Raw genomic sequence first — 21,762 nt, forward strand, 5'->3', positions numbered from 1 at the left:
CTGTTTTCGACATCTCCGCACACGAATCTGCGAAAAGCTTAGCCCCGCTGGCAGGATGGGAGCATGCGCATCCTGATTGCCCCGGACAAGTTCAAAGGTTCCCTCACCGCCGCCGAAGCGGCTTCGGCGATGGCCGAAGGGGCACTGCGCGTCTATCCGGATGCGGTGGTGACGCAGTTTCCCATCGCCGACGGTGGCGAAGGAACGCTGGAGGCAGCCGTGGCGGCGGGCTACGAAGAGCGGATCAATGCCGTCGTCGGCCCCATTCTCAAACCGGTGGGCGCCGCGTGGGCCATCCGGCAAAATGCATTCGGCGGAGCTACTGCGGTGATCGAAACTGCGCAGGCGTCCGGACTGGCACACATGGAGCCGACGCCGGAAAACGCCTTGCGTGCCCACAGCTATGGTTGCGGCCAGCTCATCGCCGCCGCCCTCGACGCCGGAGCCACCGAGATTGTGCTTGGCGTCGGCGGTTCCGCAATGTCCGACGGCGGCAGCGGCGCGCTGCGTGCGCTCGGACTCAAGCCCCTGGACGCGGCCGGAAACGTGGTTCCGCTCGGCGGTGGCTCGCTCGCCGAGGTCGTGTCCCTCGACGTCTCCGGTCTCGATCCGAGGCTGACCGCGGTGAGGTTCCGGATCGCCGTCGACGTCCAGAATCCCCTCTTTGGCAGCGACGGTGCGGCGCATGTTTTCGGCCCGCAGAAGGGCGCGGACCAGGACGCGGTGGAACTGCTCGACGCCGGCCTGCGCAACTGGGCGTCCCTGCTGCGTGACGCGGGCGGACAGGACGTCAACGTTCCGGGAGCCGGGGCGGCTGGCGGATTCCCGGCGTCGTTCCTGGCCTTCACCCAAGCGACGCTGGAAGGCGGGTTCGCACTCGTGGCGGGACTGACGGGGCTGCCCGAGCAGCTCGACGGCGCGGACCTGGTGATCACCGGCGAAGGATCCATGGACTCGCAGTCCCTGACAGGCAAGGCACCCATCGCTCTCGCGGATTCGGCGCACGGTCAAGGCATTCCGGTGATTGTGGTGGCCGGCAGGATCCTCGTGACCCCAGAGGAACTAGCCGGCCACGGAGTGGTGGCTGCGGCGCAGCTGCTCGACGTCGCGCAGCGTCGGGATGGCGTGCCCGATGCCGCGGACGCCGTAGCGAATGCCGCCAAGTACCTGGCATGGGCTACGAGCCAGGTTCTGGAAGGGGCCTAAGCTCCCCGTCCACCAAGGGACATGCCCCGCGTTGGATGCGAGGAGTGGACATAGTGCGAATATGCCCACTCGTGAGCGCCAGGGGGCATGCACAGAGTTTGATTGCGGGGCTGCTCGGCGTCGTCGGGCAGATAATTAACGTACAAAGCATGGCTCTGACCTCTGCCATGCACCTACGATGCGACGACCCCGCCCGGGACGCCGTCACCGCCCGCCGGGCTGGCAGCCGGCCAGCGCGGCACCATCGAATCGAGGAGCACATCATGTCCACCTTGAAAGAGCGGCTGCACGCAGACGTCGTCAGCCATATGAAGGATGGCAACCGCATCGCCCTGAACGCCACGCGCAACGTCCTCAGCGAGATTGACACCCGTGAGAAAGCCGGCCAGACGCCGATCCAGCTGGACGACGCCCAGATCACCACCATGTTGCAGAAGGAGGCTTCGCAGTATCACGAGGTCGCCCGACTTTACGAGGAGGCCGGAGAGTCCGAGCGCGCAGCCACGGAGATCGCGGACGCCGGGGTAATCGAGGCCTACCTGCCGGAACCACTGGCCGTAGGGGAAGTTGAGTCCATCGTTGACGAGGTCATCGCCTCGCTCAAGGCCGACGGCGTGGAGTTGTCCCTTATGCACATGGGTTATGTCATGAAGCCGGTCACCGAAAAGGTCGGCGGCCGCTTCGACGGTAAGGCGCTCAGCGAGATTGTCCGCACGCGCCTCTCATAGCCGGCAATGAGTCTGTACAGATCGTGTCCTTTAAACGTGCGCTTAGGGGACACGATCCGTACACAAACTCGAGAGGCTAGTGTTCCATCTCCGGCTCGGCAACCGTCCCGCGCCAACGGGCGAGACCCTTCATGCCGTGGTAGACCGCCAAGGCAGCGGCCGAACCGAGCGCGATGCCGGTGAACTTGAGTTCGCCGATGGTCCAGGTGTAATCCGCGATCCCGATAATCAAAGCGACGGCGGCAGTGGTCAGGTTGATGGGGTTGGAGAAGTTGACCTTGTTCTGCACCCAGATCTTCACGCCCAGAACGCCGATCATCCCGTAGAGCATCGTCGCTGCACCGCCCAGCACGCCGGGCGGAACGGTGGCAATCAGTTCACCGAACTTAGGCGAGAAGCTCAGCAGGATGGCAAAGGCGCCGGCAACCCAGTAGGCCGCCGTCGAGTAGACCTTCGTGGCTGCCATGACGCCGATGTTCTCGGCATACGTCGTGGTGCCGGAGCCGCCGCCGAATCCGGCGAGGACAGTCGCGACGCCGTCGGCCATCAACGCGCGGCCGGAGACGTCGTCGAGGTTTCGTCCGGTCATCGCCGCCACGGACTTCACGTGCCCCACGTTCTCGGCCACGAGAACCAAGACAACCGGTACGAACAAGCCCACGACCCCGAGGTGGAATTCGGGAGTCTGGAAGTGCGGAAGACCGATCCAGGAGGCCGAGTCCATCTTGGAGTAGTCCACCTCGCCGCGCGTCATGGCGGTGAGGTAGCCCACCACCACGCCCACGAGGATGCTCAGGCGGCCCAGAATGCCGCGGAAGAGGACGCTCACCAGGATGATCGTCACCAGCGTCACGAGGGCGGTGACCGGGGCCTTGTCGAAGTTCGCCTTTGCGGCCGGCGCCAAGTTCAGGCCGATCAGGGCGACGATCGCGCCCGTGACGATAGGCGGCATTGTCCGGTTGATCCACTCAGCGCCGAACTTCTGCACCACCGCGCCGACAAGCGCCAGTACGACGCCGGCAAGCACCACTCCGCCCAGCGCGCCGGGAACGCCGAACTGCTGTTGGGACGCCAGGATGGGGGCGATGAAGGCGAAGCTCGAACCAAGGTAGCTGGGTACGCGGCCCTTCGTGATGACCAGGAACAGCAGGGTGCCGATGCCGGAAAAGAGCAGTGTGGTGGCCGGTGGCATGCCCGTGATGATGGGCACCAGGAAGGTGGCTCCGAACATTGCGACGACGTGCTGCATGCCGACGCCGATGGTCAACGGCCACGCCAGCCGCTCCTCGGGTGCCACCACGTGTCCCGGCCGGATCGTCTTGCCGTTGCCGTGCAGCTTCCATTTGGTTCCGAGCATGCTCATCTACGGGAGCCTTCCCTGAAAGTTGTGATTGTCCGGGTGCAACCTTACCGCCCGGACGGCCTGCCGATTCCGCTGTGTGGAACGTCACGTGCCTTCATGGGAAGAGGCGCGGCGAAGTTGAAGTTGCAACCATGGAAAGCATAAGCGCCCGGCCGTCCACGGCTGCGGGCACAGCGAAAGGTACGCGAATGACGATCGCACACGAAGAAGCAGTGATTGACGCCGCAGCAGTAGACGCCATCTTTGCCGAAGCCCGCACCGCCAACTCCTTTGCCGGCGAGGTCTCCGAGGAGCAGGCACAGGCCATCTACGAACTGACCAAGTTCGGACCGACGGCGTTCAACTCCCAGCCGCTGCGCGTCACGTACGTCCGTTCGGACGAGCCCCGCGCCAAGCTCGTCGAGACACTCTCTCCGGGCAACAAGGCCAAGACGGCCTCCGCTCCGTTGGTCGCCGTGCTTTCCTACGACACTGCCTGGCACGAGCAGTGGGACAAGTTCCTCCCGGTCTACTCCGCGCCGAAGGCCATGTACGACGCCAACCCCGAGTTCACCGCAACCACGGGCAACAACAACGCCCACCTGCAGGCCGGCTACTTCATCCTCGCCGTCCGCTCCCTCGGCTTCGCCGCCGGCCCCATGACCGGCGCCGACTTCGCTGCGATCGACGCCGAGTTCTTCCCGGCCGGCGACCAGAAGAGCTTCCTCGTGGTCAACATTGGCCAGCCGGGTCCGGACGCCTTCGGCGAAGCCAAGCCGAAGTTCGCGTACGAGGACGTCGTCCGCACCGTCTAACCCTCGCTCACTTTTGACGTCCTTTTCGCCGACGCTCGCTCACTCTTGTGAGCGAGCGTTCGCGTTTAAGGCGGTATATCTGAGCGGGGGTTTTCGTTGACAACGCTCGCTCACTTTTAGGGCCTTTTCCGCCGACGCCCGCTCACTACTGTGATTGGGAGCGGCGTCACGGTGGCAAAATTTCCTTATGCGGAACCTGATTCTGGTGGCGTTTGTCGAAGCCGTGGCTGACGGCCTGGTCTTCCCGCGCAGTGACTGGCCGTTGCACATCACCTTGTTGAGGTTCGACGTCGAGCCCTCCGATGACAACGACGTCGCCGCGCGCCTCACCGAGCTTGTTACGGCTCCCGCGATGGGCGCCTTGGGGGCGGATCTCACGGTAGGGCCCGACGCCGGATTTGGTCACCAAGGCTCCATCCCGGTCAGCCTCGTGGAACACCATCCCATTTTGCAGGGCCTCCACGAGGAATTGTTCGACGCCGCGGCAAGCATCGGAGGCCGCGTGGCAACCCCGCACTACGTCATGGAGCATTACCGCCCGCATATTTCGCATCACGATGGCAAGCGCCCCAAGCCGGGTGACGCCGTCGTGCTCGACCAGATCGCGCTGGTGGACATGGCGCCGGAAGGCAACCACACCATTCGCCGAATCCTCAAGCTGTGGCGCCTCCCGGCGGAGCCAAACTAGCTTGGACTAGGAAATCACGCCGTCCACGAGCGCCTTTGCCTCGTCCTGGACCTGCTTGAGGTGGTCGGCACCCTTGAAGGACTCGGCGTAGATCTTGTAGACGTCCTCGGTTCCCGACGGGCGGGCCGCGAACCAGGCGTTCTCCGTGACAACCTTGAGGCCGCCGATCGAGGCGCCGTTGCCGGGAGCCTCGGTCAGCTTGGCAGTGATGTCCTCGCCCGCGAGCGTCGTGGCTGTGACATCCGCGGCGGAGAGCTTGCCGAGCTTGGCCTTCTGCTCACGCGTGGCGGCGGCGTCGATCCGGGCGTAGACGGGCGCACCGAACTGGTCCGTGAGGCCCTTGTAAAGCTGGGACGGCGATTTGCCTGTAACAGCGGTGATCTCCGATGCCAGGAGAGCCAACAGGATCCCGTCCTTGTCGGTGGTCCAGACGCTTCCGTCGCGCTTGTTGAAGGAAGCGCCCGCCGATTCTTCGCCACCGAAGGCGCCCTCGCCGGAGAGCAGGCCGGGGACGAACCACTTGAAGCCCACGGGGACTTCCACGAGCTTGCGGCCCAGTCCGGCAGCTACGCGGTCAATGATGGAGGAAGACACGAGGGTCTTGCCGACCACCGACTCCGGATTCCACCCTGTGCGGTTGCGGTACAGGTAGTCGATCGCGACGGCGAGGTAGTGGTTGGGGTTCATCAAGCCGCCGTCCGGCGTCACGATGCCGTGGCGGTCGGCGTCGGCGTCGTTCCCGGTAGCGACATCGAAGGCACCCGTGCCGGCCGAAGCACTGTCGGACATGCGCTTGATGAGCGAGGCCATGGCCGACGGCGAGGAGCAGTCCATGCGGATCTTCTCATCCCAGTCGAGGGTCATGAATGCCCACTGCGGGTCCACGGTGGGGTTGACCACGGTCAGATCCAGCTGATGACGCTCGCCGATCTCACCCCAGTAGTCCACTGAGGCGCCGCCCATAGGGTCCGCGCCGATGCGCACGCCGGCGGTGCGGATCGCATCGAGGTCCAGGACGGACGGGAGATCGTCCACGTAGCTGCTCAGGAAATCGAACTTGCCCGTGCCATCCGCCTTGAGGGCGTCGTTCAACGGAATCCGCTTGACGCCGCGCAGCCCGTTTTCCAGAAGCTCGTTGGCGCGGTTGGCGATCCAGCCTGTGGCGTCTGTGTCGGCAGGGCCGCCATGCGGGGGGTTGTACTTGAAACCGCCGTCGGCCGGAGGGTTGTGGCTCGGGGTGACCACGATGCCGTCCGCCTGGGGCTGCCCAGGACCGGCTTCGTTGTTGTACTTGAGGATCGCGTGGCTCAGGGACGGGGTGGGCGTGTAGCCGTGGCGCGCGTCGATCAGCACATTAACGCCGTTGGCGGCGAGCACTTCGAGGGCGGAATTCTGCGCTGGTTCACTGAGCCCGTGGGTGTCTTTGGCCAGGAAAAGAGGGCCGGTAATGCCCTGCCCGGCGCGGTATTCCACAATCGCCTGGGTGATGGCGAGGATATGCCCTTCATTAAAGGAGGCCTTGAGGCTCGACCCCCGATGCCCGGAGGTGCCGAAGGCAACGCGCTGGGCGGGATCACTCAGATCCGGCGTCACGTCGTAGTACGCGTCAAGAAGAGCGGTGATGTCTACAAGGTCCTGGGGAAGGGCAACAGTGCCCGCACGGCTAGCCATTGACCCAGCATGCCAGACCGTCAGGTGAGCTTGAAGTGAAAACCCACTATTGCGGTGCCTGTGACTTCGTATTTCCGCCAGACGGACGAAGATTCACTGCCCGTTTACCGGAGTGCGGCATGGGGTTGGGAAGCCGGGGCTCCGGAGCTTATGTGTGCCTTCGCTCGGCGGTAGGCTGAGCACAAAGACTCGCAAGGGGGATATTCCATGACTGACCAGCCAGCCAAGCCCGAGAACGCTCCCGAGGGCGACGAACCGCCCAAGGGCTACGAACCGCCGTCGTACATTCCGCCCGCATCCCAACCCGGCGAAAACCCGTACGGCGAGCAGCCGTTTGCCTCGCCGGCGGCTTCCGGCCCCTACGGCCAGCCGCAGCCGCAAGCGCCACAGTCGCAGGAACCGTACGGCCAGTCCCAGGGCGGTCAGGCTCAATACGGCCAGCCCGCCTACGGCCAGCAGCCTCCCAGCCCCTATGGACAGCCTGCTTCGCCGTATGGGCAATCTCCCCAAGGGCCTCCTGCATACGGTCAGCCGGCCAGCCCTTACGGACAGCCCGCGTACTATGGCATGCCTGTCGAGCCCAAGGGCTTGAGTATTGCGAGCATGTGCTGCGGCATCGCGGTCTTCGTGGGCTTGGGCTTCTTCGTCCTGCCCCAGATTGCCGCCGTGATCCTCGGCCACATGGCCCTCAAGAAGGAACCGGCCGGCAAAGGCATGGCCATTGCCGGCCTTGTCATGGGCTACCTCGGCATTGTTGGCGTGATCATATTCTGGGTCTTTATCGCGATTTTTGCCGCGACCGCTTCGCGTTACAACTACAACTACTAGCAACAACGACGGCGGCCGGTGCGCCTGGCGGAAAACCCACCAAACGCACCGGCCGCCGTCGCGGTTTAAACCGGCTACGTGACTAGCGCACGCCGCCCATCAATTTCTTGATGGCGGGGGAGCCGGCTGCCAAGGCCACTGCGATGACCACGGCCGTGCCGCCGACGCCGAGGAAGTACGGCAGTTCGTTGTCAGGGTTGTATAGTCCGGCCAGGATGCCGGCCAGCGCGGTGCCGAGGGAAACCGAGAGGAAGAACAGGGCCACCATCTGGGTGTGGAAGGCCTTGGGGGCCAGCTTGGTGCTCACGGACAGGCCGATGGGGGACAGGAACAACTCCGCCAAGGTGAAGAGGAACAGGATTCCCACAAGCACCAGCAGCGGGGTCTTTCCGGCCCCGGTCAGGGGGATGAAGGCCAGGAACGCCAGGCCCATGACGAAGAGTCCGGCAGCGAACTTGATGGGGGATCCAGGCTGCTTCGGACCAAGTTTTGTCCACAGGGCAGCCATGACGCCTGCAAAAACGATGATGAATACAGGGTTGATGGACTGTACCCAGGCTGCCGGCATTTCCCAGCCGAACAGGTTGCGGTCCAGTTTTTCCTCCGAGTACACGGCAATGAACGTGAACTGCTGCTGGAAGAGTGCCCAGAACGCTGCCGATGCGATGTACAGCGGAATGAACGCGACAACACGCTTGCGCTCAAACGGGGTGACCTTCTTGCTTCGGAAGATCAGCGTGAAATAGATCACCGAGGCGACAATGGCGGCGTAGGCCATGCTGCGGGCCAGGTTGCCAGGGTTCACCACACCGGTCATCAGCAGCACGGCGATCACGACGGCGATGCCCAGGAAGATGAGCCCGTAACGGCTCCGCTGTGCGGAGGGAAGGGGGTTGGGGACGCGGTGGGCTTCTTCCGGGAGCTTGTTTCGGCCCAGTGCGTAGATGGCGAGGCCGATTGCCATGCCGATTGCGGCTGCGCCGAAGCCCCAATGGAAGCCGCTGCTTTCCTGCAGCCAGCCGGTAACAAGCGGTCCAATGAGGGCGCCAAGGTTGATGCCCATGTAGAAGATGGAGAAGCCGGCGTCACGCCGTTCGTCCTTCTCCCCATAAAGGGTGCCGACCAGCGCGGTCGCGTTTGCCTTGAGGCCACCGGAGCCGATGCCCACCAGCACCAAGCCTGCCACCAGGCCCGGGATCCCGGGCAGGAGGGCAAGGGCGATGTGGCCGGCCATGATCATGATGGCGGAACCGAAAAGTACCCGTTCGGATCCGAAAAGCCGGTCCGCCAACCATGCGCCCAGGATCGTGGAGAGGTATACGCCTCCGCCGTACGCGCCAACCAGTCCGGCGGCGAGCGATTTGTCGATCGAGAGTCCGCCGTGGTCTGCGGTGAAGTACATGTAGTAAAGCAGGATGCCCTGCATGCCGTAGAAGGAGAATCGTTCCCACATTTCTACGGAGAAGAGGCTGGCCAGCATCTTTGGGTGGCCGAAAAATGACGTATCGCCCGCGTTTTTGGCGGGCGTCCGCGTGTCAAGAGTTGTGCTCATCTGATCCATGGTGACATTGACTTAGCGCATTGTCACATCATTTAGATGCCTAGGGCAACTATTCGCCGCGGTGGAGCGTCGGTTTTTGCTGCCCCTCAAGCTGCCTTGCGAGCCGCAGGAGAAGGAGCTCGGATCCCTGTTTTCCGATGAGCTGGATGCCCATCGGAAAGCCCGTTCCAGGCGTCGGGCCGGTCCAATGAACGGGCACCGTGATCGCCGGCAGTCCGCACACGTTCACCATGGAGGACCATGGCGCAAACTCGCATTGCTTGCGATAGTCGTCGTCTGCGTCGCCCGGCCAGTCGGGGGCCGGCCACTGTTCGCCTCCGGGAATTGTCCCGGTGAACCAGCCCACGGGCCGTGGCGTCTGTGCCAGTGACGGCGTCAGGACGAGGTCCCACTGCGCGTACTGGGTGACGGTGTCGTGGGTGAACTGCCGCAGGAAGCTGAGCGCCTCGTTGACCTTGCCTGCGCTCCGCTGTTGCGCCCGACGCCGGAAGGTCCGGGTCAGGGGCGTCAGCAGGGCTTCACGCTGGGGCAGGATCCGGGCGCTCCCGACGCCGGCGGTCCAGGCGGTCGTGAACGCTTCCGGATAGCGGTTGTCGTAGCGGATCTCGGCCTCGAGTACTGAATGGCCCGCTTCCGTCAGTAATTCGATGCCCTTGTCGAGGGCATCCAGGGCCTCCCGCTCAGGGGCAAGCGGAAAGGCGGTGGACCACGGGCTGTCGAGGCTCACGCCGATGCGCAAGGCCGTGGGCGCTTCCTCGAGGCCCGCGAGGTAGCCCCGGTTCGGCCGGATTCCGTGCGGGACGAGGGCATCCATCATGAGAGCGGCGTCGGCTGCGGAGCGCGCCAGGGGCCCAGCCACCACGAGTCGTGGCGCGTCTCCGACGCTTTCCCCGGACGGCACCAAGCCCCGGCCCGGCTTCAGCCCCAGCAGTCCACATGCCGCAGCGGGAATACGTATGGACCCGCCGCCGTCGCTCCCGGGCGCGAACGGAACCAAGCCCGCGGCAACCGCGGCTGCGCTGCCTCCCGAAGACCCGCCGGAGCTGCGGCTCAATGCGTGGGGATTGCGCGACGGCGGTGCGATGCGGTTTTCGCTGTAGGCCGTGAGTCCGAACTCCGGAACCTGAGTCTTGCCCAGTGAGATGGCACCGACGCCTCTAAGCGTCGCGGCAAGGGCTCCGTCCTCCGGAGCGGGCTTACGGTCCAGGGCTCCACTGCCGTGAGTGGTCACGACTCCCGCAACATCGGTGAGGTCTTTGAAAGCCAACGGCACGCCGTGCAGGAGGGGAAGTTCGGGACCTGCGTTGCGCTGGCGAACGTACGCTGCGTCCGCGGCCCGGGCGTCGAGCAGGGCCTGGTCTGCCGTCACCGTGACGAAGGCCCCAAGCGTATGGTTCAGCTGGCCGATCCTCGCAAGGAAGTGCTCCGTCGCCTGAGTTGCAGAGAGTTGACCGGCGGCCAAGGCTTGGCGCAACTCGACCGCGCCGAGTTCGTGGATGTCAGCCAAGGAAGCGGGACTCCAAGCGCTCCTCCACGGCGACGGAAACGGCGTCGGCCGAATCGCCGGGTGCAGCGGTGACGCGATAAGCAGCCTTGTCCCTGACTTCAGCAACCACGTCCACAAGTTCCGTGCCTCTGTAAACGAGCCCGACGCCGTCGTCGGTGCAGTGCGTTTCCCCCAGTGCGCCCTCTGCCACCAGTTGGTGGACAAGCGGGCGGCGGCCCGGCTCGGAGTCATAGTGGACACCGTTGGCGTAGGGGAGGAACCCCAGTCCGTTGGTCACGGCGCGCAATTCAGGGCCGTAGGAATCCGTGGTGCCGCCCTGGTACCAACAAATCGAGCCAGCGGACACTCCGGCCAGGACTACACCGTGTTCCCAGACACGCCTCAAAATACCGTCCAGTCCGTGCGCACGCCATACGGCCAGAAGATTGACGACGGAACCGCCGTTGACCCACACCACGTCCTGTTCCAAGAGGTACGCCTCGGGATCGCCGTAGTTGGGCATCGTGAAAAGGTTCAGGTGACTGAAATCGAAGCCCGAAACCCTCGCGGCTTGGTCCAATTCCGCGGCGAACCAACGCTGGTCTCCGGAGGCAGTGCCGATATGCGCCACTCGCGGCGCCCGTCCGCTCACTCCGGAGAGTTCGACGGCGTGGTGAACCAGGAGGTCGAACTCCAGCCTGGTGCGATGACCGGACTTATAGCCACCGGAGGTTGCCAGGATGGTGGGCTCGCCAGCAGCCATGGTGCCTCCTTTCCGCCCGTGGTCGGTCTCGATCGCCACAACAGCGAACATTTAGCGCCAACACTAGTGCCGCAGGGGCGGAGTGAGAAAGTGCCGACGGGCCCACGCCGCGAGGGTTCCTGCGGTGATGGTCCCGTAGCCGGCTGGGCCCACGCCGCGAGGGTTCCTGCGGTGATGGTCCCGTAGCCGGCGCGTACTAGGCTTGATTTGGAGATCTGAATCAACTGGAAGGGACCCACGTGAGCGATATCGAGACCGTGCCCGTCGGCGATGTTCCGGCGGACGCGAAAATCCTGGACGTCCGGGAGGATTACGAATGGGTGGCGGGCCACGCCGAGGGTGCGCTGCACATTCCGCTTGACCAGATTCCGGCCCGGCTTGACGAGCTTGATCCTGACGATGACCTGTATGTGATCTGCCGTACGGGCGGACGGTCCTACAGGGCGGTCCAGTGGCTGGTGGGACAGGGCTATACCGCCACGAACATCGCCGGAGGCATGGACATGTGGTTCGAGACCGGCCGCCCGATGGTTTCGGAGAACGGCCTCAAGCCGGTTGTCCTGTAGCCATAACGTATAACACCTAAGGAATATATACATGTCGGGATCCGCGCTCACCTACACCTTCCTCGGTCCTGAAGGCACCTTCACCGAGGCTGCCCTCCTGCAGGTACCCGGCGCGGCCGATGCCAACAGGGTGCCCTGCACCAATGTGAACACGGCTTTGGAGAGGGTTCGCCAGGGCGAAGCGGATGCGGCCATGGTGCCGATCGAGAACTCGGTGGAAGGCGGCGTGACCGCCACCCTGGATGCCATTGCCACCGGAACCGAACTGCGGATCATCCGTGAAGCCCTTGTTCCCATCACGTTCGTGCTGGTTGCCCGCCCCGGCGTGAAGATCTCGGACATCCGCCGGATCTCCACCCATGGCCATGCCTGGGCCCAGTGCCGGCTATGGGTCGATGAAAATATCCCGAATGCGGAATACGTGCCGGGATCCTCCACGGCGGCAGCCGCCGTCGGACTTCTCGAAGGCGAGGCGCACTACGACGCCGCCATCTGCGCCCCCCTTGTCGCGGCGGAACGGCCGGGCCTGAATGTCCTTGCCGAGAACATCGGCGACAACCCCGGCGCAGTTACCCGCTTCGTCCTTGTCAGCCGTCCCGGTGCACTCACAGAACGCACCGGCGCCGACAAGACCACCGTCGTCGTGCCCCTTCCCGAAGACCGCCCCGGCGCCCTGATGGAAATCCTGGACCAGTTTGCCACGCGCGGAGTCAACCTCAGCCGCATCGAGTCCCGGCCCACCGGCCAGTATCTGGGTCACTACTTCTTCAGTATCGATGCCGACGGCCACGCCTCCGACGCACGGGTAGCCGATGCCCTGGCAGGCCTGCACCGGATCAGCCCGGCCACCCGCTTCCTCGGATCCTACGCCCGGGCGGACGAGCAGAAAGCCTTGGTGGCCCCGCATACCTCCGACGCCGCGTTCGCGTCCGCACATGCCTGGGTTCGGGGCATTCTGGGCGGCGAGCCGGGCGCTTGACCGGCCCGAATCCGCTCCGCAAAGCGTTGGATAATTGACTCTTCAACCCCTATCGCGTGGATAAAACTGTGCGTATGCTTGCTTGATCCACAATTGATGGACGCATGCCCCTAACGGAGGGAGCGGGCCATGTCAGGAAATAGCAATGACACCAGCGGCCAGGGAATGATCGTCAACCCCAAGCCCAAGGCGGACAACCAGGACTGGGACGGCGACGACGCCGACCGCGCTGATCGGCTGCGCTTTGAGGAAGAACAGGCCATGATTCGCGAGCAATCGGAAGCGCGCGCAGCCGCCAAGGCATTGGCAGAACACAAGTTGGCCGAACACAAAGCAACGGAAGCGGCGAAGAACGCCAAGTAGCGCGTCGCGCTATTGCAAGGGCACTGCTTATTGCACGCGCACGAGGAGCGAACGCGGCTCCACCTTGACGGTGACCTTTGTGGCCTCGCCCGAGGGATCACCGTCAAGTTGCGTGGCCATAGGTTCGCTGCTGCTGATGACCACTTTGCCCGAGCGGTAGTAATTCATGACCGGCAGGTTCCGGTTGTGCTTGAACAGGATCTTTGTGTATACGGCGATCCAGCCGATGGCGCTGCGCGGGCTCATGACCACAACGTCAAGGACACCGTCGTCGATCATCGCACCGGGGATGAAGTCGATGCCCCCTGGAATCAGGCCGCAATTGGCGAACAAGACGCTTCGGATTTTCCGGGATTGCTCGGGCTCGTCGTCCATGGCAATGGTGACCTTTTTGCGCCGGCCGGGTAGGTGGCGGACGCCCGCCTCAGTGTAGGCGAGCCAGCCGACTGCCTTCTTGAGGCCGTCGTTGGTATCGCCCACAACCTCGGCGTCCAGGCCCATTCCGGCGATCACCAGGAAAGCATGCTCGGAAGAGGCGCCTGTCCGGTCGTTGTGGATCGCCATCCTGGCGGTGTCGATGTAGCGCTGGTGGCCGAAGAGCGCTGTGTGGACGTTGCCGCGGAGATCGTTGACATCCAGATTCACGTTGCGTGCCAGCAGGTTTCCGGTTCCCAGGGGAATCAAGCCCATAGCGACGTCGGTGTGCGCGAGGGTCTCTGCCACCACGCGCACGGTACCGTCGCCGCCGCCGACGAGTACGACGTCGGGCTTATACGCGAGTGCCGCCCTGGTCTGCGAATGGCCGGGGTCCGCCGCGGTGGTGTCGAAGAAACGGGGTTCGTCCCAGCCCGCAAGATGGCAGGCATCCCGGATGATCCTCCGCGCGTCCTCGGCCTTCGCCTTCACCGGGTTGAGGATCACGGCCACCCTTTGCAAGCCGGCTTCAGGCTTGTGAGCGTCTTCGTGCACAGCGCTGCGGGTATGCCTGGCCCTGAGCCGGCGCACGCCCCACCAACTGGAGACGGCGAAGACCACGCCCCCAGCCAGAATCACGTACAGGATCCAGTTGCTCATGGTGCTTCAACCCTATCCCGCTGCAGGTGCGGCCGTGCACGCCCGAAGGGGGTGCCTGCCGCCGTCGGGGGCTGGCCGCGGAGCTGCTCGCTCATTCGATACTCTTGTCTGGTGATCGACGTAAAAGACCTCAGCGAAAACCCGGACAAGTTCCGTGCCAGCCAGCGCGCCCGCGGCGCCGACGAGTCCGTGGTGGACGCGATCATTTCCGCCGACGCAGACCGCCGCGCGGCCCTGATCCGCTACGAAAACCTCCGTGCCGAGCAGAACGCCTTCGGCAAGAAGGTGGCACAGGCCAAGGGCGAGGAAAAGCAAGCGCTGCTGGCCGAGGTCAAGGAACTGGCGAACTCCGTCAAGGCTGCCTCTGCCGAAGCCGATGCCGCCCAGGCCAAGCAGGAAGAGCTGCTCCGCGTCATCCCCAACCTGATTGAGGACGGCGTGCCCGAGGGTGGCGAGGACGACTTCGTGGTGGTCAAGACGGTCGGCACCCCGCGCGAATTTACTGACTTCGAACCGAAGGACCACCTGGAAATCGGTGAACTCATCGGCGCGATCGACATGGAACGCGGCGCCAAGGTCTCCGGTGCGCGCTTCTACTTCCTCCGCGGCGTCGGTGCCCGGCTGGAGATGGCACTGTTGCAGATGGCCATGGACCAAGCCATCGAGGCCGGCTTCGTACCGATGATCACCCCCACGTTGGTGCGTCCGGAGATCATGCAGGGCACCGGTTTCGATGTAAAGCACGACGCCGAGATCTACCGTCTCGCCGAGGACGACCTTTACCTTGTGGGAACCTCTGAAGTGGCCCTCGCGGGCTACCACTCGGACGAGATCCTCGACCTTTCCGCAGGCCCCATCCGCTACGCCGGGCAGAGCTCCTGTTACCGCCGCGAGGCCGGTTCGCACGGCAAGGACACCCGCGGGATCATCCGCGTCCACCAGTTCAACAAGGTGGAGATGTTTATCTACACCACTGTTGAAGAGGCCGCCGCCGAGCACGAGCGACTCCTGGCCTGGGAAGAGGAAATGCTGGCGAAGGTCGAGCTCCCGTACCGCGTGATCGACACCGCGGCGGGCGATCTCGGCATGTCCGCGGCCCGGAAGTTCGACTGCGAAGCCTGGGTCCCCACCCAGAACGCTTACCGAGAGCTCACGTCGACGTCCAACTGCACCACCTTCCAGGCCCGCCGCCTCAACATCCGCGAGCGTGCGGTCAACGAGGAAGGCGTAGCGAAGGGCACCCGCGCGGTCGCCACCCTCAACGGCACGCTGGCCACCACCCGCTGGATCGTCGCCATCCTGGAGCACCACCAGAACCCGGATGGCTCGGTCAACGTCCCTAAGGCACTCCAGAAGTACATCGGCGGCCTCGAGGTCCTCCCCGTTCTGTAGCCGGCCTACCGGTGCACACCTGTCCTCCACAGCCGGGCTTGTCCACATAGAGCCAAAGCGCGGCTGACGCTGTGGAACGATCCATGGATAGTAATTCCATGGACATCCCTCCGCAGCTCATTGTCTCCGCCGAGCGGCTGGCGCTCACCGGCTCCACGGCCGTGATTCACCGGCCGTTCAGGGCGGGACGCCTTGTCCGGCTGAGGCGCGGGTTCTACGTGAAAACCTCCACTTGGGTGGAAGCGACGCCTGCCCAGAGGTTCGAGTGGTCCGCAGCAGCGGTCGGGCTGGCATTCGACCGGGCCGTCTTTTGCGGTGAGTCCGCAGCTGTCGTGCTCGGCGTCCCTACGCTTCGCCCCCCGGAGTTCGTCGATCTAGCCACTTCCTCGGAGCGAATCACGGGACGGCGGCCAGCAACGTTTGCGGTCCACGGAGACAGCGCGCTTGCCGAAAAGGCGCGGAATGCAGGCAACCATCCCATGCGCTACGTCCTTCGACGCGACGCGCAGCCCGTAGTTTCCGGCCAGTTTTCCTGCACAAGTCCGGTGCAGACGGCCATGGATGTCATGTGTTCCTCGTCCTTCAGCCGCGCGCTCGTTGTAGCCGACGGAATCGCACGAATGCTCTGGGAACAGGGTTTGCTGGGGCAGGATGCCTGCTTGATCGAACACCCTGGGATCGCCTTGGCGCTGGACGGGATCGTGGCTGATGCTACCAGGCACCGGGCAGTCCGGATCGCGAGCTTGGCTAACACGAAGGCCGAATCGGCAGGGGAGTCGTTCAGCAGGGCTGTCATCGAGTTGCTGGGCTTTGAGCAACCGCTCCAACAGCACATGATTGTTGACTCCGGCGAGTTCGTTGCCCGGACCGATTTCTGGTGGCCAGAGGAATTGATCGCGGGCCAATTCGATGGCAAGCAAAAGTACCCGGACGAGGACGTGCAGGGGGATTGGAGCGCGGAAGACGTCGTGAATCGGGAGAAACTGCGTGAGGACAGCATCCGTGCACTCGGGTTCACCGTCGTCAGGTGGAATTGGGCGGATTTGGAGCAGCCAGGCCGTCTTCGGCAGAAGCTCGTGCGCGCCGGACTGCGCCCTCGCGCCAAGGCTTCAGGTTAACACTCACACTGTGGACAAACGTGGGAGTATTCACCGCGTGTTAATCCGTTGCTGTGGTCTGCGTCCTAGCTGGTGTCGTGTGGGGTCTGCTTCACTGGAGGCATGACTATTTTGACTGGTACCTCAGTCGCTGGCATCGATGACCAGCGGAATTTGAATCACAAACTCATGATCGCGTTGGACGTCGACGGAACTCTCGTCGATCATGATGGCCACATGTCGCCAAGCGTCCGCGACGCCGCACGGGCAGTCGTCGACCACGGACACGACGTCCTGATCGCCACCGGCCGCTCGTTGAACGCCACCTTGCCCATCATTGAGCAGATCGGACTGGAAAGCGGTTATGCCGTGTGCTGCAACGGCGGCGTCACGTTGCGGCTCGACCCCCAGCTGGACACAGGCTACGAGATCATTCACAAAGCCACTTTCGATCCCGCCCCGGCATTGATGGCACTTCGCGAGCAGCTTCCGTCCGCCAAGTACGCGCTCGAGGACGAGGACGGGAACTTCCTCTCAACCGAGCGGTTCCAGGACGCCAGCTTCGGCGTGGAGGCAATCGGTGTCGATTTCCAGACGATGCTCGATGCCACTGCGGTGCGCGTCGTGGTGTTCAGCAGCGAGAACACGGCCGAAGAATTTTCCACAGCCATTCGCAAGATCGGGCTGTCCGGGGTTACCTATTCAGTAGGCTGGACGGCTTGGCTGGATATCGCCGCCGCCGGGGTCACCAAGGCCAGCGCCTTGGAGCAATTGCGCCAGCGGCTCGGCACGCACCCCCGCCACACGGTGGCAGTAGGGGACGGCCGCAATGACATCGAAATGCTCAGCTGGGCCGGGCGCGGTGTAGCCATGGGCCAGGCGCCTGAGGAAGTCATCGCCGTCGCTGATGAGGTCACCGCTTCGGTGTACGACGACGGTGCTGCCCTCATCCTGCGTCGCTTGCTGTAACAGCCCCGCGCAGCAGGCCGGCCGAGGCCGTGTCGTAGCTCAGGCGGCCTCGGAGACTGCGGTGATCATACGCCGCAAGCTCATGGCCACGGACGCGGTGGCGTTAACGGGCGCCTGGCTGGACGCCGCCTCCGCGACGGTGTCACTTAGTTTTGCCACACTGTCCCGGGCTTCGTCCAGGGCGCTCTTGAAATCATCGGCGTCCCCATGCCTCCATTGCCGGATCATTGCCGCAACGTCCTCCAGCGCCTCAGCCAAATTTGGTGGGACACCCTCCGGAATGACCGTTCCCGCGTTTTCTTCCCAGATCACGCTTGCCAGGACGTCAGTGACGTCCTGGACGTGGAAGGTCAGACGTTCCACCGTGCGCAAACCGGCCAGGTCGCCGGGCAGGCGCCCGGCTCGACGGCGGGATCGCGGGTTCGCTTTGGCACTCAACTTCGCCGCCTGGACGGCCGTCCGTACCGCGGTTGCGGTGCGTGCGAGCTCGCCGCTGCGGCTCGCCCAATCCTCATGGTTCGGCGGCCAGGACTCCGTCATGGCGCTTGCCATGTCCCTGAGCTGTTTTGAAAGTGCCCGCTGGTGTCCGTCGATGGCCGGATCGATGCCTTCAAGATGCAGGGGAGGAAAGACCAGCCAGTTCACCGCGAAACCGACCGCCACCCCCATCGCCATTTGCAGGACGTACGCGAAAGAGAATCCCTGCGCATTTGAATAACCCAGGACCAAGACGAACAGCGCCGCCATGGGAACCCATTCGGAGGCGCTTCCAAGCCTTGGCAGGCCGCCGATCACCACGCCCAGGCCGACGACGACGGCCACCGCCAGTGCGTTCGGGGTGGTGACTGTGGTCACTGCGAAGGCCATGGCAATGCCCAATCCGAGTCCCAGCAGGCTTTGCAGCCCGTGCTTGGCGGAAGCCGCGACGGTGGGGTGCATGCTGACCAAGACGCCCAAGGGCGCATAGTAAGGATAGGAAGCGGCTGTCCCAGGCATCAGCGGCGCAAGGTACCAAGCCAGCCCGGCCGCGACGGCCGTCTTTGCGGCAAACAGGAGGCGGTGGCCTGTGACAGCCTGTCTGAGAGCGGGAAGAAGCCTCCCAAGCTGTTGCTTGGAGATCATGGACTCAAGGTAGGCCGGGAGGAATGGGTGTGTCGAGGACAAGATGGCTGAAGGCGTGCCGACGCAAAATCAGTAGACCTCGAGGATCAACTGCAGCAAGCGTGCTGCGGCCGGCCTGGCGGCGTGCTCCTCCACCCATTGGGCGCGGGCCAGGGCCTTGCTCACGGCCTGGGTGCTGATCCCCAGTTCCTGGGCCACGGCCTTCTGTTGTCCACGCACGCCCGGCGTCAGCAGGTCCAGGACACGCCACTCGGCTGTGCTCCGATGCTGCACAATGTGCCCAAGGAGCCGCAGTACAGCCTCCGATTCGGCAGCGAGGGCAGCGATCGGCCCCTCGACGGCCACAGGGACGCGCTCTTTGCCATTCCGCAAGCGGTCCACGGCGCGGCGTGCGTAGACCAAGCCGTGTCCGGAGGCGTCTTTGATTTGCCTGGGCAGGGGTTCGTTGACCGGTCCGACGCCGATTCCCACGTACCACTGTCCGCTCCTCAAGGCGATGAGCGCCGAATCCACGGCCTCATGCGGGAATTCCACGATGCCCTGGACTTCGTCCTCCACCGAGCGGTCAAAGTCCAAGCACGCCGGGATGTGGCGCAGGTCTTTGAGCAGCTGCGGTACGAGGTCTCCGTTGCCGCGGCTGTCGCGTTGGTTGATGGTCAGCGTGAACATGGTGGATCAAACATTACCGGCAGGTAGCTGACTTTCAAGCGGTTAATCCAGAGCCAATTTCTCGTTACGAAGCCGGGTGCCCGGCGATTTTGAGCCGGACGGTTGCGCGTAGGGACCTACCCGTTAACGACGACGGCGGCGGGTGCGGTTCGCATGGAACCGCACCCGCCGCCGTCGTGCACGTGGGGGGCCCACGCCGCCAGGGTTCCCTGACCGAGCGGAGCGAGGTTAGGGTGGCGGTGGGGACTAGTGGGAGACCGGAACGTAACGCTTGATGGAAGCTTCCAGCTCAGCTTCGGCCGCGGCGCGGTCGGCCCACCCTTCAGCCTTGACCCACTTGCCGGGCTCAAGGTCCTTGTAACGGGTGAAGAAGTGCTCGATTTCCTTGATCAGGAATTCGCTGACATCGGTGATTTCCTGGATGTGGTCGAAACGCGGGTCGGCCGGAACGCAGAGAACCTTGGCGTCTCCGCCGCCGTCGTCGGTCATGTTGAAAACGCCGATGGGCCGGGATTCAACGATGACGCCCGGGTAGAGGTCGAAGTCCTGCAGGAGGACCAGTGCGTCCAGGGGGTCGCCGTCCTCGCCAAGGGTGTTCTCGAAGAACCCGTAGTGCGTGGGGTACTGCATGGAGGTGAACAGGACGCGGTCCAGGCGAACGCGGCCGGTCTCGTGGTCAACTTCGTACTTGACGCGCGACCCCTTGGGGATCTCGATCGTGACGTCGTGCTTCATGGAATGCTCCTTGACGGTATTGGCATGGGCGCGGCAACAGAGCAGCCGACGCCGCCGACTACTATTGAGGATATAGCGAGAGGCCCAAGTTTCTTGAAACGGTGGGGACATTCAAGACTTTGAGGACTAAAGCTGCATGAAGGGCGTTGACGAGGCGGGGGCTGAAAAGCAGGCTCCGGAACAGCAGGAGACTCCCGTTCTCAGACCCAGGAAGCCCAAGCCCGCGAGGCCTGCGTCGAAGGGCGTCGTCCGCTTTCTGCCGCTGGTCTTGTTGACCTTGGTCATTGCGGCATTGGCGCTGCCGATGGGCCTCGGGGTCGCACCCGGATTCTTCGGTCCCGGCTCTTTCGGGGCCGCCGCTACGCCCGCACCCAAGGTGCCGGCCTGGCAACAGGTCCCCAAGCAGTTGAGCCGCATCCAGGTCGTTGCCCCCTTGGACGCTTCCGCACCTGTCCCGCTGCCGGCCGATGTCACAAGCCAGCTCAATGCCCTCCTGACGCCCGACGGTGGGGGAGACTTCACCGGCGTCGTAGAGGATGCGTTGACCGGACTTCCGCTTTACGATCGTGACGGCGCCAAGAACCGCGTGCCGGCGTCCAACATGAAACTGCTCACGGCAGTCGCGGCGCTGCGGGCGATCGGGCCGGAGACACGGTTCAGCACGCGGGTCCTGGCTGGACCTTCGGCGTCGACCATCATCCTGAACGCCGGAGGTGATGTCCTGCTCGGCGACGGACCGTCCCAGCCGAGCGAGGTGCTTGGCCATGCCGGCCTGGATACCCTCGCGGCGGATGCGGCCAAAGCGCTCCAGGACCGCGGCGTGAAAGGCCCGGTCACCGTGCAATTGGACGATGGACTATTCACCGGTCCGGCTTTGAATCCGGCGTGGAGCCTCGACGACGTCGCTGCGGGCGAAACCGCGCCAATCTTTCCGCTCGCCTTGAACTCCGCCCGGACAAGCCCGGGTGCGACCACCGGTCCGCGTCCACAAGACGCCGCGCTCGCTGCCGCCGCGGCTTTCGCCGGGAAGCTCCAAGCCGCGGGCGCCGCTTCCGGATTCACGGTGGTCCCCGGTGTGGAACGCGCCACCGTTCCAGCCGGAAAGCAGGACGTCCTCGCGAGCGTGGTGTCTGCCACGGTCCGTGAGCAAGTGGACTTGATGCTGGAAACCTCGGACAACTACCTTGCCGAGGTATTCGGCCGGATGGCCGCGCTGTCCGCGGGAAAGCCGGGATCGAACGACGGCGCGACGGCGGCCGTGAGCGCCCAGGTGGCGGAACTGGGGATCGCCACGGATTCCATGCACTTGGCGGACGTGTCCGGCCTAGCTTTGGGCAACCAGGTGTCGGCACGGCAGTTCGCGGATGTGGTGCGGGCGATCACCTCGGGACCGGACACCCGTCTCCGTGCCGCCCTCGCCGGGTTCCCGGTGGCAGGGCTGACCGGGACGCTCGGCGACCGCTACGCTGACGCCAACACCTCCCAAGGGGCGGGACTGGTGCGCGCCAAGACCGGCACCTTGAATTCGGTGATCGCCTTGAGCGGCTACGTGGTGGACGCGAACGGCCGTCTTCTGGTCTTTTCCTTTATCGGCAATGGGCTGACGCCGGGCGCGGCGGGGAACAAGGTAGCGCTTGACCGGTCCGCCACGGCACTCGCGTCATGTGGTTGCCGGGCCGGCTGACGTTCGCCGCTGCCCGACGTTCGC

Annotated in this window: 21 protein-coding genes; 12 read left to right on the forward strand and 9 right to left on the reverse strand. The window is 64.4% G+C overall.

Annotation, left to right across the window (positions count from 1 at the left end; all coding sequences use genetic code 11):
• The first annotated feature begins 63 nt into the window (after positions 1-63).
• Positions 64-1,206 (forward strand): glycerate kinase, encoded by a 1,143-nt coding sequence (locus ACSKT0_RS00310; protein WP_437772007.1) that lies wholly within the window; start codon positions 64-66, stop codon positions 1,204-1,206.
• 263 nt (positions 1,207-1,469) lie between these two features.
• Positions 1,470-1,934 carry a GatB/YqeY domain-containing protein gene (locus tag ACSKT0_RS00315; RefSeq protein WP_437772008.1) on the forward strand — a complete coding sequence of 155 codons (465 nt, stop codon included), beginning with the start codon at positions 1,470-1,472 and terminating at the stop codon, positions 1,932-1,934.
• A gap of 76 nt (positions 1,935-2,010) precedes the next feature.
• On the opposite strand, the gene ACSKT0_RS00320 is transcribed toward ACSKT0_RS00315, so the two are convergent.
• Entirely contained in the window at positions 2,011-3,297 is a 1,287-nt protein-coding gene (locus ACSKT0_RS00320) for a uracil-xanthine permease family protein (RefSeq protein ID WP_437772009.1), read from the reverse strand.
• 188 nt (positions 3,298-3,485) lie between these two features.
• Here ACSKT0_RS00320 and ACSKT0_RS00325 point away from each other — a divergent pair, with 188 nt between their 5' ends.
• Together ACSKT0_RS00325 and ACSKT0_RS00330 are read left to right on the forward strand one after the other, a co-directional pair.
• Positions 3,486-4,091, forward strand: coding sequence for a malonic semialdehyde reductase (locus ACSKT0_RS00325; protein WP_437772010.1), 606 nt, complete (start codon positions 3,486-3,488; stop codon positions 4,089-4,091).
• A gap of 187 nt (positions 4,092-4,278) precedes the next feature.
• Entirely contained in the window at positions 4,279-4,779 is a 501-nt protein-coding gene (locus tag ACSKT0_RS00330) for a 2'-5' RNA ligase family protein (RefSeq protein ID WP_437772011.1), read from the forward strand.
• 6 nt (positions 4,780-4,785) lie between these two features.
• Here the strand turns inward: ACSKT0_RS00330 and pgm are convergent, their stop codons facing one another.
• On the reverse strand, positions 4,786-6,450 hold the full coding sequence (pgm, locus tag ACSKT0_RS00335) for a phosphoglucomutase (alpha-D-glucose-1,6-bisphosphate-dependent) (RefSeq protein ID WP_437772012.1): 1,665 nt from the start codon (positions 6,448-6,450) through the stop codon (positions 4,786-4,788).
• A gap of 207 nt (positions 6,451-6,657) precedes the next feature.
• Here pgm and ACSKT0_RS00340 point away from each other — a divergent pair, with 207 nt between their 5' ends.
• Positions 6,658-7,278: a DUF4190 domain-containing protein gene (locus tag ACSKT0_RS00340; protein WP_437772013.1), complete on the forward strand. Its 621-nt coding sequence runs from the start codon at positions 6,658-6,660 to the stop codon at positions 7,276-7,278.
• An 82-nt stretch (positions 7,279-7,360) separates the two neighbouring features.
• Here ACSKT0_RS00340 and ACSKT0_RS00345 read toward each other — a convergent pair whose 3' ends face one another.
• From ACSKT0_RS00345 to ACSKT0_RS00355, 3 genes are read right to left on the reverse strand one after another with little or no spacing between them, the layout of a single operon-like run.
• Positions 7,361-8,839 (reverse strand): peptide MFS transporter, encoded by a 1,479-nt coding sequence (locus ACSKT0_RS00345; protein WP_437772014.1) that lies wholly within the window; start codon positions 8,837-8,839, stop codon positions 7,361-7,363.
• 49 nt (positions 8,840-8,888) lie between these two features.
• Complete coding sequence (locus ACSKT0_RS00350) at positions 8,889-10,346, reverse strand: amidase (protein WP_437772015.1); 1,458 nt, start codon at positions 10,344-10,346, stop codon at positions 8,889-8,891.
• Positions 10,339-11,088, reverse strand: coding sequence for a Type 1 glutamine amidotransferase-like domain-containing protein (locus tag ACSKT0_RS00355; RefSeq protein WP_437772016.1), 750 nt, complete (start codon positions 11,086-11,088; stop codon positions 10,339-10,341). The genes ACSKT0_RS00350 and ACSKT0_RS00355 overlap by 8 nt, the downstream gene beginning before the upstream one ends.
• A 239-nt stretch (positions 11,089-11,327) precedes the next feature.
• On the opposite strand from ACSKT0_RS00355, the gene ACSKT0_RS00360 reads away from it, so the two are divergent.
• The 3 genes from ACSKT0_RS00360 to ACSKT0_RS00370 all read left to right on the forward strand — a co-directional run bounded on the left by ACSKT0_RS00360 (position 11,328) and on the right by ACSKT0_RS00370 (position 12,996).
• Positions 11,328-11,654 carry a rhodanese-like domain-containing protein gene (locus ACSKT0_RS00360; RefSeq protein ID WP_437772017.1) on the forward strand — a complete coding sequence of 109 codons (327 nt, stop codon included), beginning with the start codon at positions 11,328-11,330 and terminating at the stop codon, positions 11,652-11,654.
• 31 nt (positions 11,655-11,685) lie between these two features.
• Positions 11,686-12,633 carry a prephenate dehydratase gene (gene pheA, locus ACSKT0_RS00365; protein WP_437772018.1) on the forward strand — a complete coding sequence of 316 codons (948 nt, stop codon included), beginning with the start codon at positions 11,686-11,688 and terminating at the stop codon, positions 12,631-12,633.
• A 129-nt stretch (positions 12,634-12,762) separates the two neighbouring features.
• Positions 12,763-12,996, forward strand: a complete 234-nt coding sequence (locus tag ACSKT0_RS00370; protein WP_345448327.1) for a hypothetical protein — start codon at positions 12,763-12,765, stop codon at positions 12,994-12,996.
• 27 nt (positions 12,997-13,023) lie between these two features.
• Here ACSKT0_RS00370 and ACSKT0_RS00375 read toward each other — a convergent pair whose 3' ends face one another.
• Positions 13,024-14,070 carry a diacylglycerol/lipid kinase family protein gene (locus ACSKT0_RS00375; protein ID WP_437772019.1) on the reverse strand — a complete coding sequence of 349 codons (1,047 nt, stop codon included), beginning with the start codon at positions 14,068-14,070 and terminating at the stop codon, positions 13,024-13,026.
• 111 nt (positions 14,071-14,181) lie between these two features.
• Here ACSKT0_RS00375 and serS point away from each other — a divergent pair, with 111 nt between their 5' ends.
• From serS to ACSKT0_RS00390, 3 genes are all read left to right on the forward strand, one after another.
• Positions 14,182-15,462, forward strand: coding sequence for a serine--tRNA ligase (serS, locus tag ACSKT0_RS00380; protein ID WP_437772020.1), 1,281 nt, complete (start codon positions 14,182-14,184; stop codon positions 15,460-15,462).
• Positions 15,463-15,545: 83 nt separating this feature from the next.
• Positions 15,546-16,580, forward strand: a complete 1,035-nt coding sequence (locus tag ACSKT0_RS00385) for a hypothetical protein (RefSeq protein ID WP_437772021.1) — start codon at positions 15,546-15,548, stop codon at positions 16,578-16,580.
• A 102-nt stretch (positions 16,581-16,682) separates the two neighbouring features.
• Complete coding sequence (locus tag ACSKT0_RS00390) at positions 16,683-17,528, forward strand: HAD family hydrolase (RefSeq protein ID WP_437772022.1); 846 nt, start codon at positions 16,683-16,685, stop codon at positions 17,526-17,528.
• A gap of 39 nt (positions 17,529-17,567) precedes the next feature.
• Here the strand turns inward: ACSKT0_RS00390 and ACSKT0_RS00395 are convergent, their stop codons facing one another.
• The 3 genes from ACSKT0_RS00395 to ACSKT0_RS00405 all read right to left on the reverse strand — a co-directional run bounded on the left by ACSKT0_RS00395 (position 17,568) and on the right by ACSKT0_RS00405 (position 20,054).
• Positions 17,568-18,650, reverse strand: coding sequence for an FUSC family protein (locus ACSKT0_RS00395; RefSeq protein WP_437772023.1), 1,083 nt, complete (start codon positions 18,648-18,650; stop codon positions 17,568-17,570).
• 69 nt (positions 18,651-18,719) lie between these two features.
• On the reverse strand, positions 18,720-19,319 hold the full coding sequence (locus ACSKT0_RS00400; protein ID WP_437772024.1) for a hypothetical protein: 600 nt from the start codon (positions 19,317-19,319) through the stop codon (positions 18,720-18,722).
• A 246-nt stretch (positions 19,320-19,565) separates the two neighbouring features.
• On the reverse strand, positions 19,566-20,054 hold the full coding sequence (locus tag ACSKT0_RS00405; RefSeq protein ID WP_344789058.1) for an inorganic diphosphatase: 489 nt from the start codon (positions 20,052-20,054) through the stop codon (positions 19,566-19,568).
• Between the two features lie 136 nt (positions 20,055-20,190).
• Here ACSKT0_RS00405 and dacB point away from each other — a divergent pair, with 136 nt between their 5' ends.
• Positions 20,191-21,738 (forward strand): D-alanyl-D-alanine carboxypeptidase/D-alanyl-D-alanine endopeptidase, encoded by a 1,548-nt coding sequence (gene dacB, locus ACSKT0_RS00410; protein ID WP_437772025.1) that lies wholly within the window; start codon positions 20,191-20,193, stop codon positions 21,736-21,738.
• The last annotated feature ends 24 nt before the right edge of the window (positions 21,739-21,762 follow it).

The organism is Arthrobacter sp. KNU40 (assembly GCF_051515115.1).
Taxonomy (GTDB): domain Bacteria; phylum Actinomycetota; class Actinomycetes; order Actinomycetales; family Micrococcaceae; genus Arthrobacter.

Bases quoted from the DNA above. Each gene is read 5' to 3' on its own strand.
- ACSKT0_RS00400 (WP_437772024.1), bottom strand. From the start codon at position 19,319: ATGTTCACGCTGACCATCAACCAACGCGACAGCCGCGGCAACGGAGAC.
- ACSKT0_RS00405 (WP_344789058.1), bottom strand. From the start codon at position 20,054: ATGAAGCACGACGTCACGATCGAGATCCCCAAGGGGTCGCGCGTCAAG.
- ACSKT0_RS00385 (WP_437772021.1), top strand. From the start codon at position 15,546: ATGGATAGTAATTCCATGGACATCCCTCCGCAGCTCATTGTCTCCGCC.
- ACSKT0_RS00310 (WP_437772007.1), top strand. From the start codon at position 64: ATGCGCATCCTGATTGCCCCGGACAAGTTCAAAGGTTCCCTCACCGCC.
- ACSKT0_RS00315 (WP_437772008.1), top strand. From the start codon at position 1,470: ATGTCCACCTTGAAAGAGCGGCTGCACGCAGACGTCGTCAGCCATATG.
- ACSKT0_RS00370 (WP_345448327.1), top strand. From the start codon at position 12,763: ATGTCAGGAAATAGCAATGACACCAGCGGCCAGGGAATGATCGTCAAC.
- ACSKT0_RS00375 (WP_437772019.1), bottom strand. From the start codon at position 14,070: ATGAGCAACTGGATCCTGTACGTGATTCTGGCTGGGGGCGTGGTCTTC.
- ACSKT0_RS00320 (WP_437772009.1), bottom strand. From the start codon at position 3,297: ATGAGCATGCTCGGAACCAAATGGAAGCTGCACGGCAACGGCAAGACG.
- pgm (WP_437772012.1), bottom strand. From the start codon at position 6,450: ATGGCTAGCCGTGCGGGCACTGTTGCCCTTCCCCAGGACCTTGTAGAC.
- ACSKT0_RS00395 (WP_437772023.1), bottom strand. From the start codon at position 18,650: ATGATCTCCAAGCAACAGCTTGGGAGGCTTCTTCCCGCTCTCAGACAG.
- ACSKT0_RS00390 (WP_437772022.1), top strand. From the start codon at position 16,683: ATGACTATTTTGACTGGTACCTCAGTCGCTGGCATCGATGACCAGCGG.
- pheA (WP_437772018.1), top strand. From the start codon at position 11,686: ATGTCGGGATCCGCGCTCACCTACACCTTCCTCGGTCCTGAAGGCACC.
- ACSKT0_RS00340 (WP_437772013.1), top strand. From the start codon at position 6,658: ATGACTGACCAGCCAGCCAAGCCCGAGAACGCTCCCGAGGGCGACGAA.
- dacB (WP_437772025.1), top strand. From the start codon at position 20,191: ATGAAGGGCGTTGACGAGGCGGGGGCTGAAAAGCAGGCTCCGGAACAG.
- ACSKT0_RS00325 (WP_437772010.1), top strand. From the start codon at position 3,486: ATGACGATCGCACACGAAGAAGCAGTGATTGACGCCGCAGCAGTAGAC.
- ACSKT0_RS00345 (WP_437772014.1), bottom strand. From the start codon at position 8,839: ATGGATCAGATGAGCACAACTCTTGACACGCGGACGCCCGCCAAAAAC.
- ACSKT0_RS00355 (WP_437772016.1), bottom strand. From the start codon at position 11,088: ATGGCTGCTGGCGAGCCCACCATCCTGGCAACCTCCGGTGGCTATAAG.
- ACSKT0_RS00330 (WP_437772011.1), top strand. From the start codon at position 4,279: ATGCGGAACCTGATTCTGGTGGCGTTTGTCGAAGCCGTGGCTGACGGC.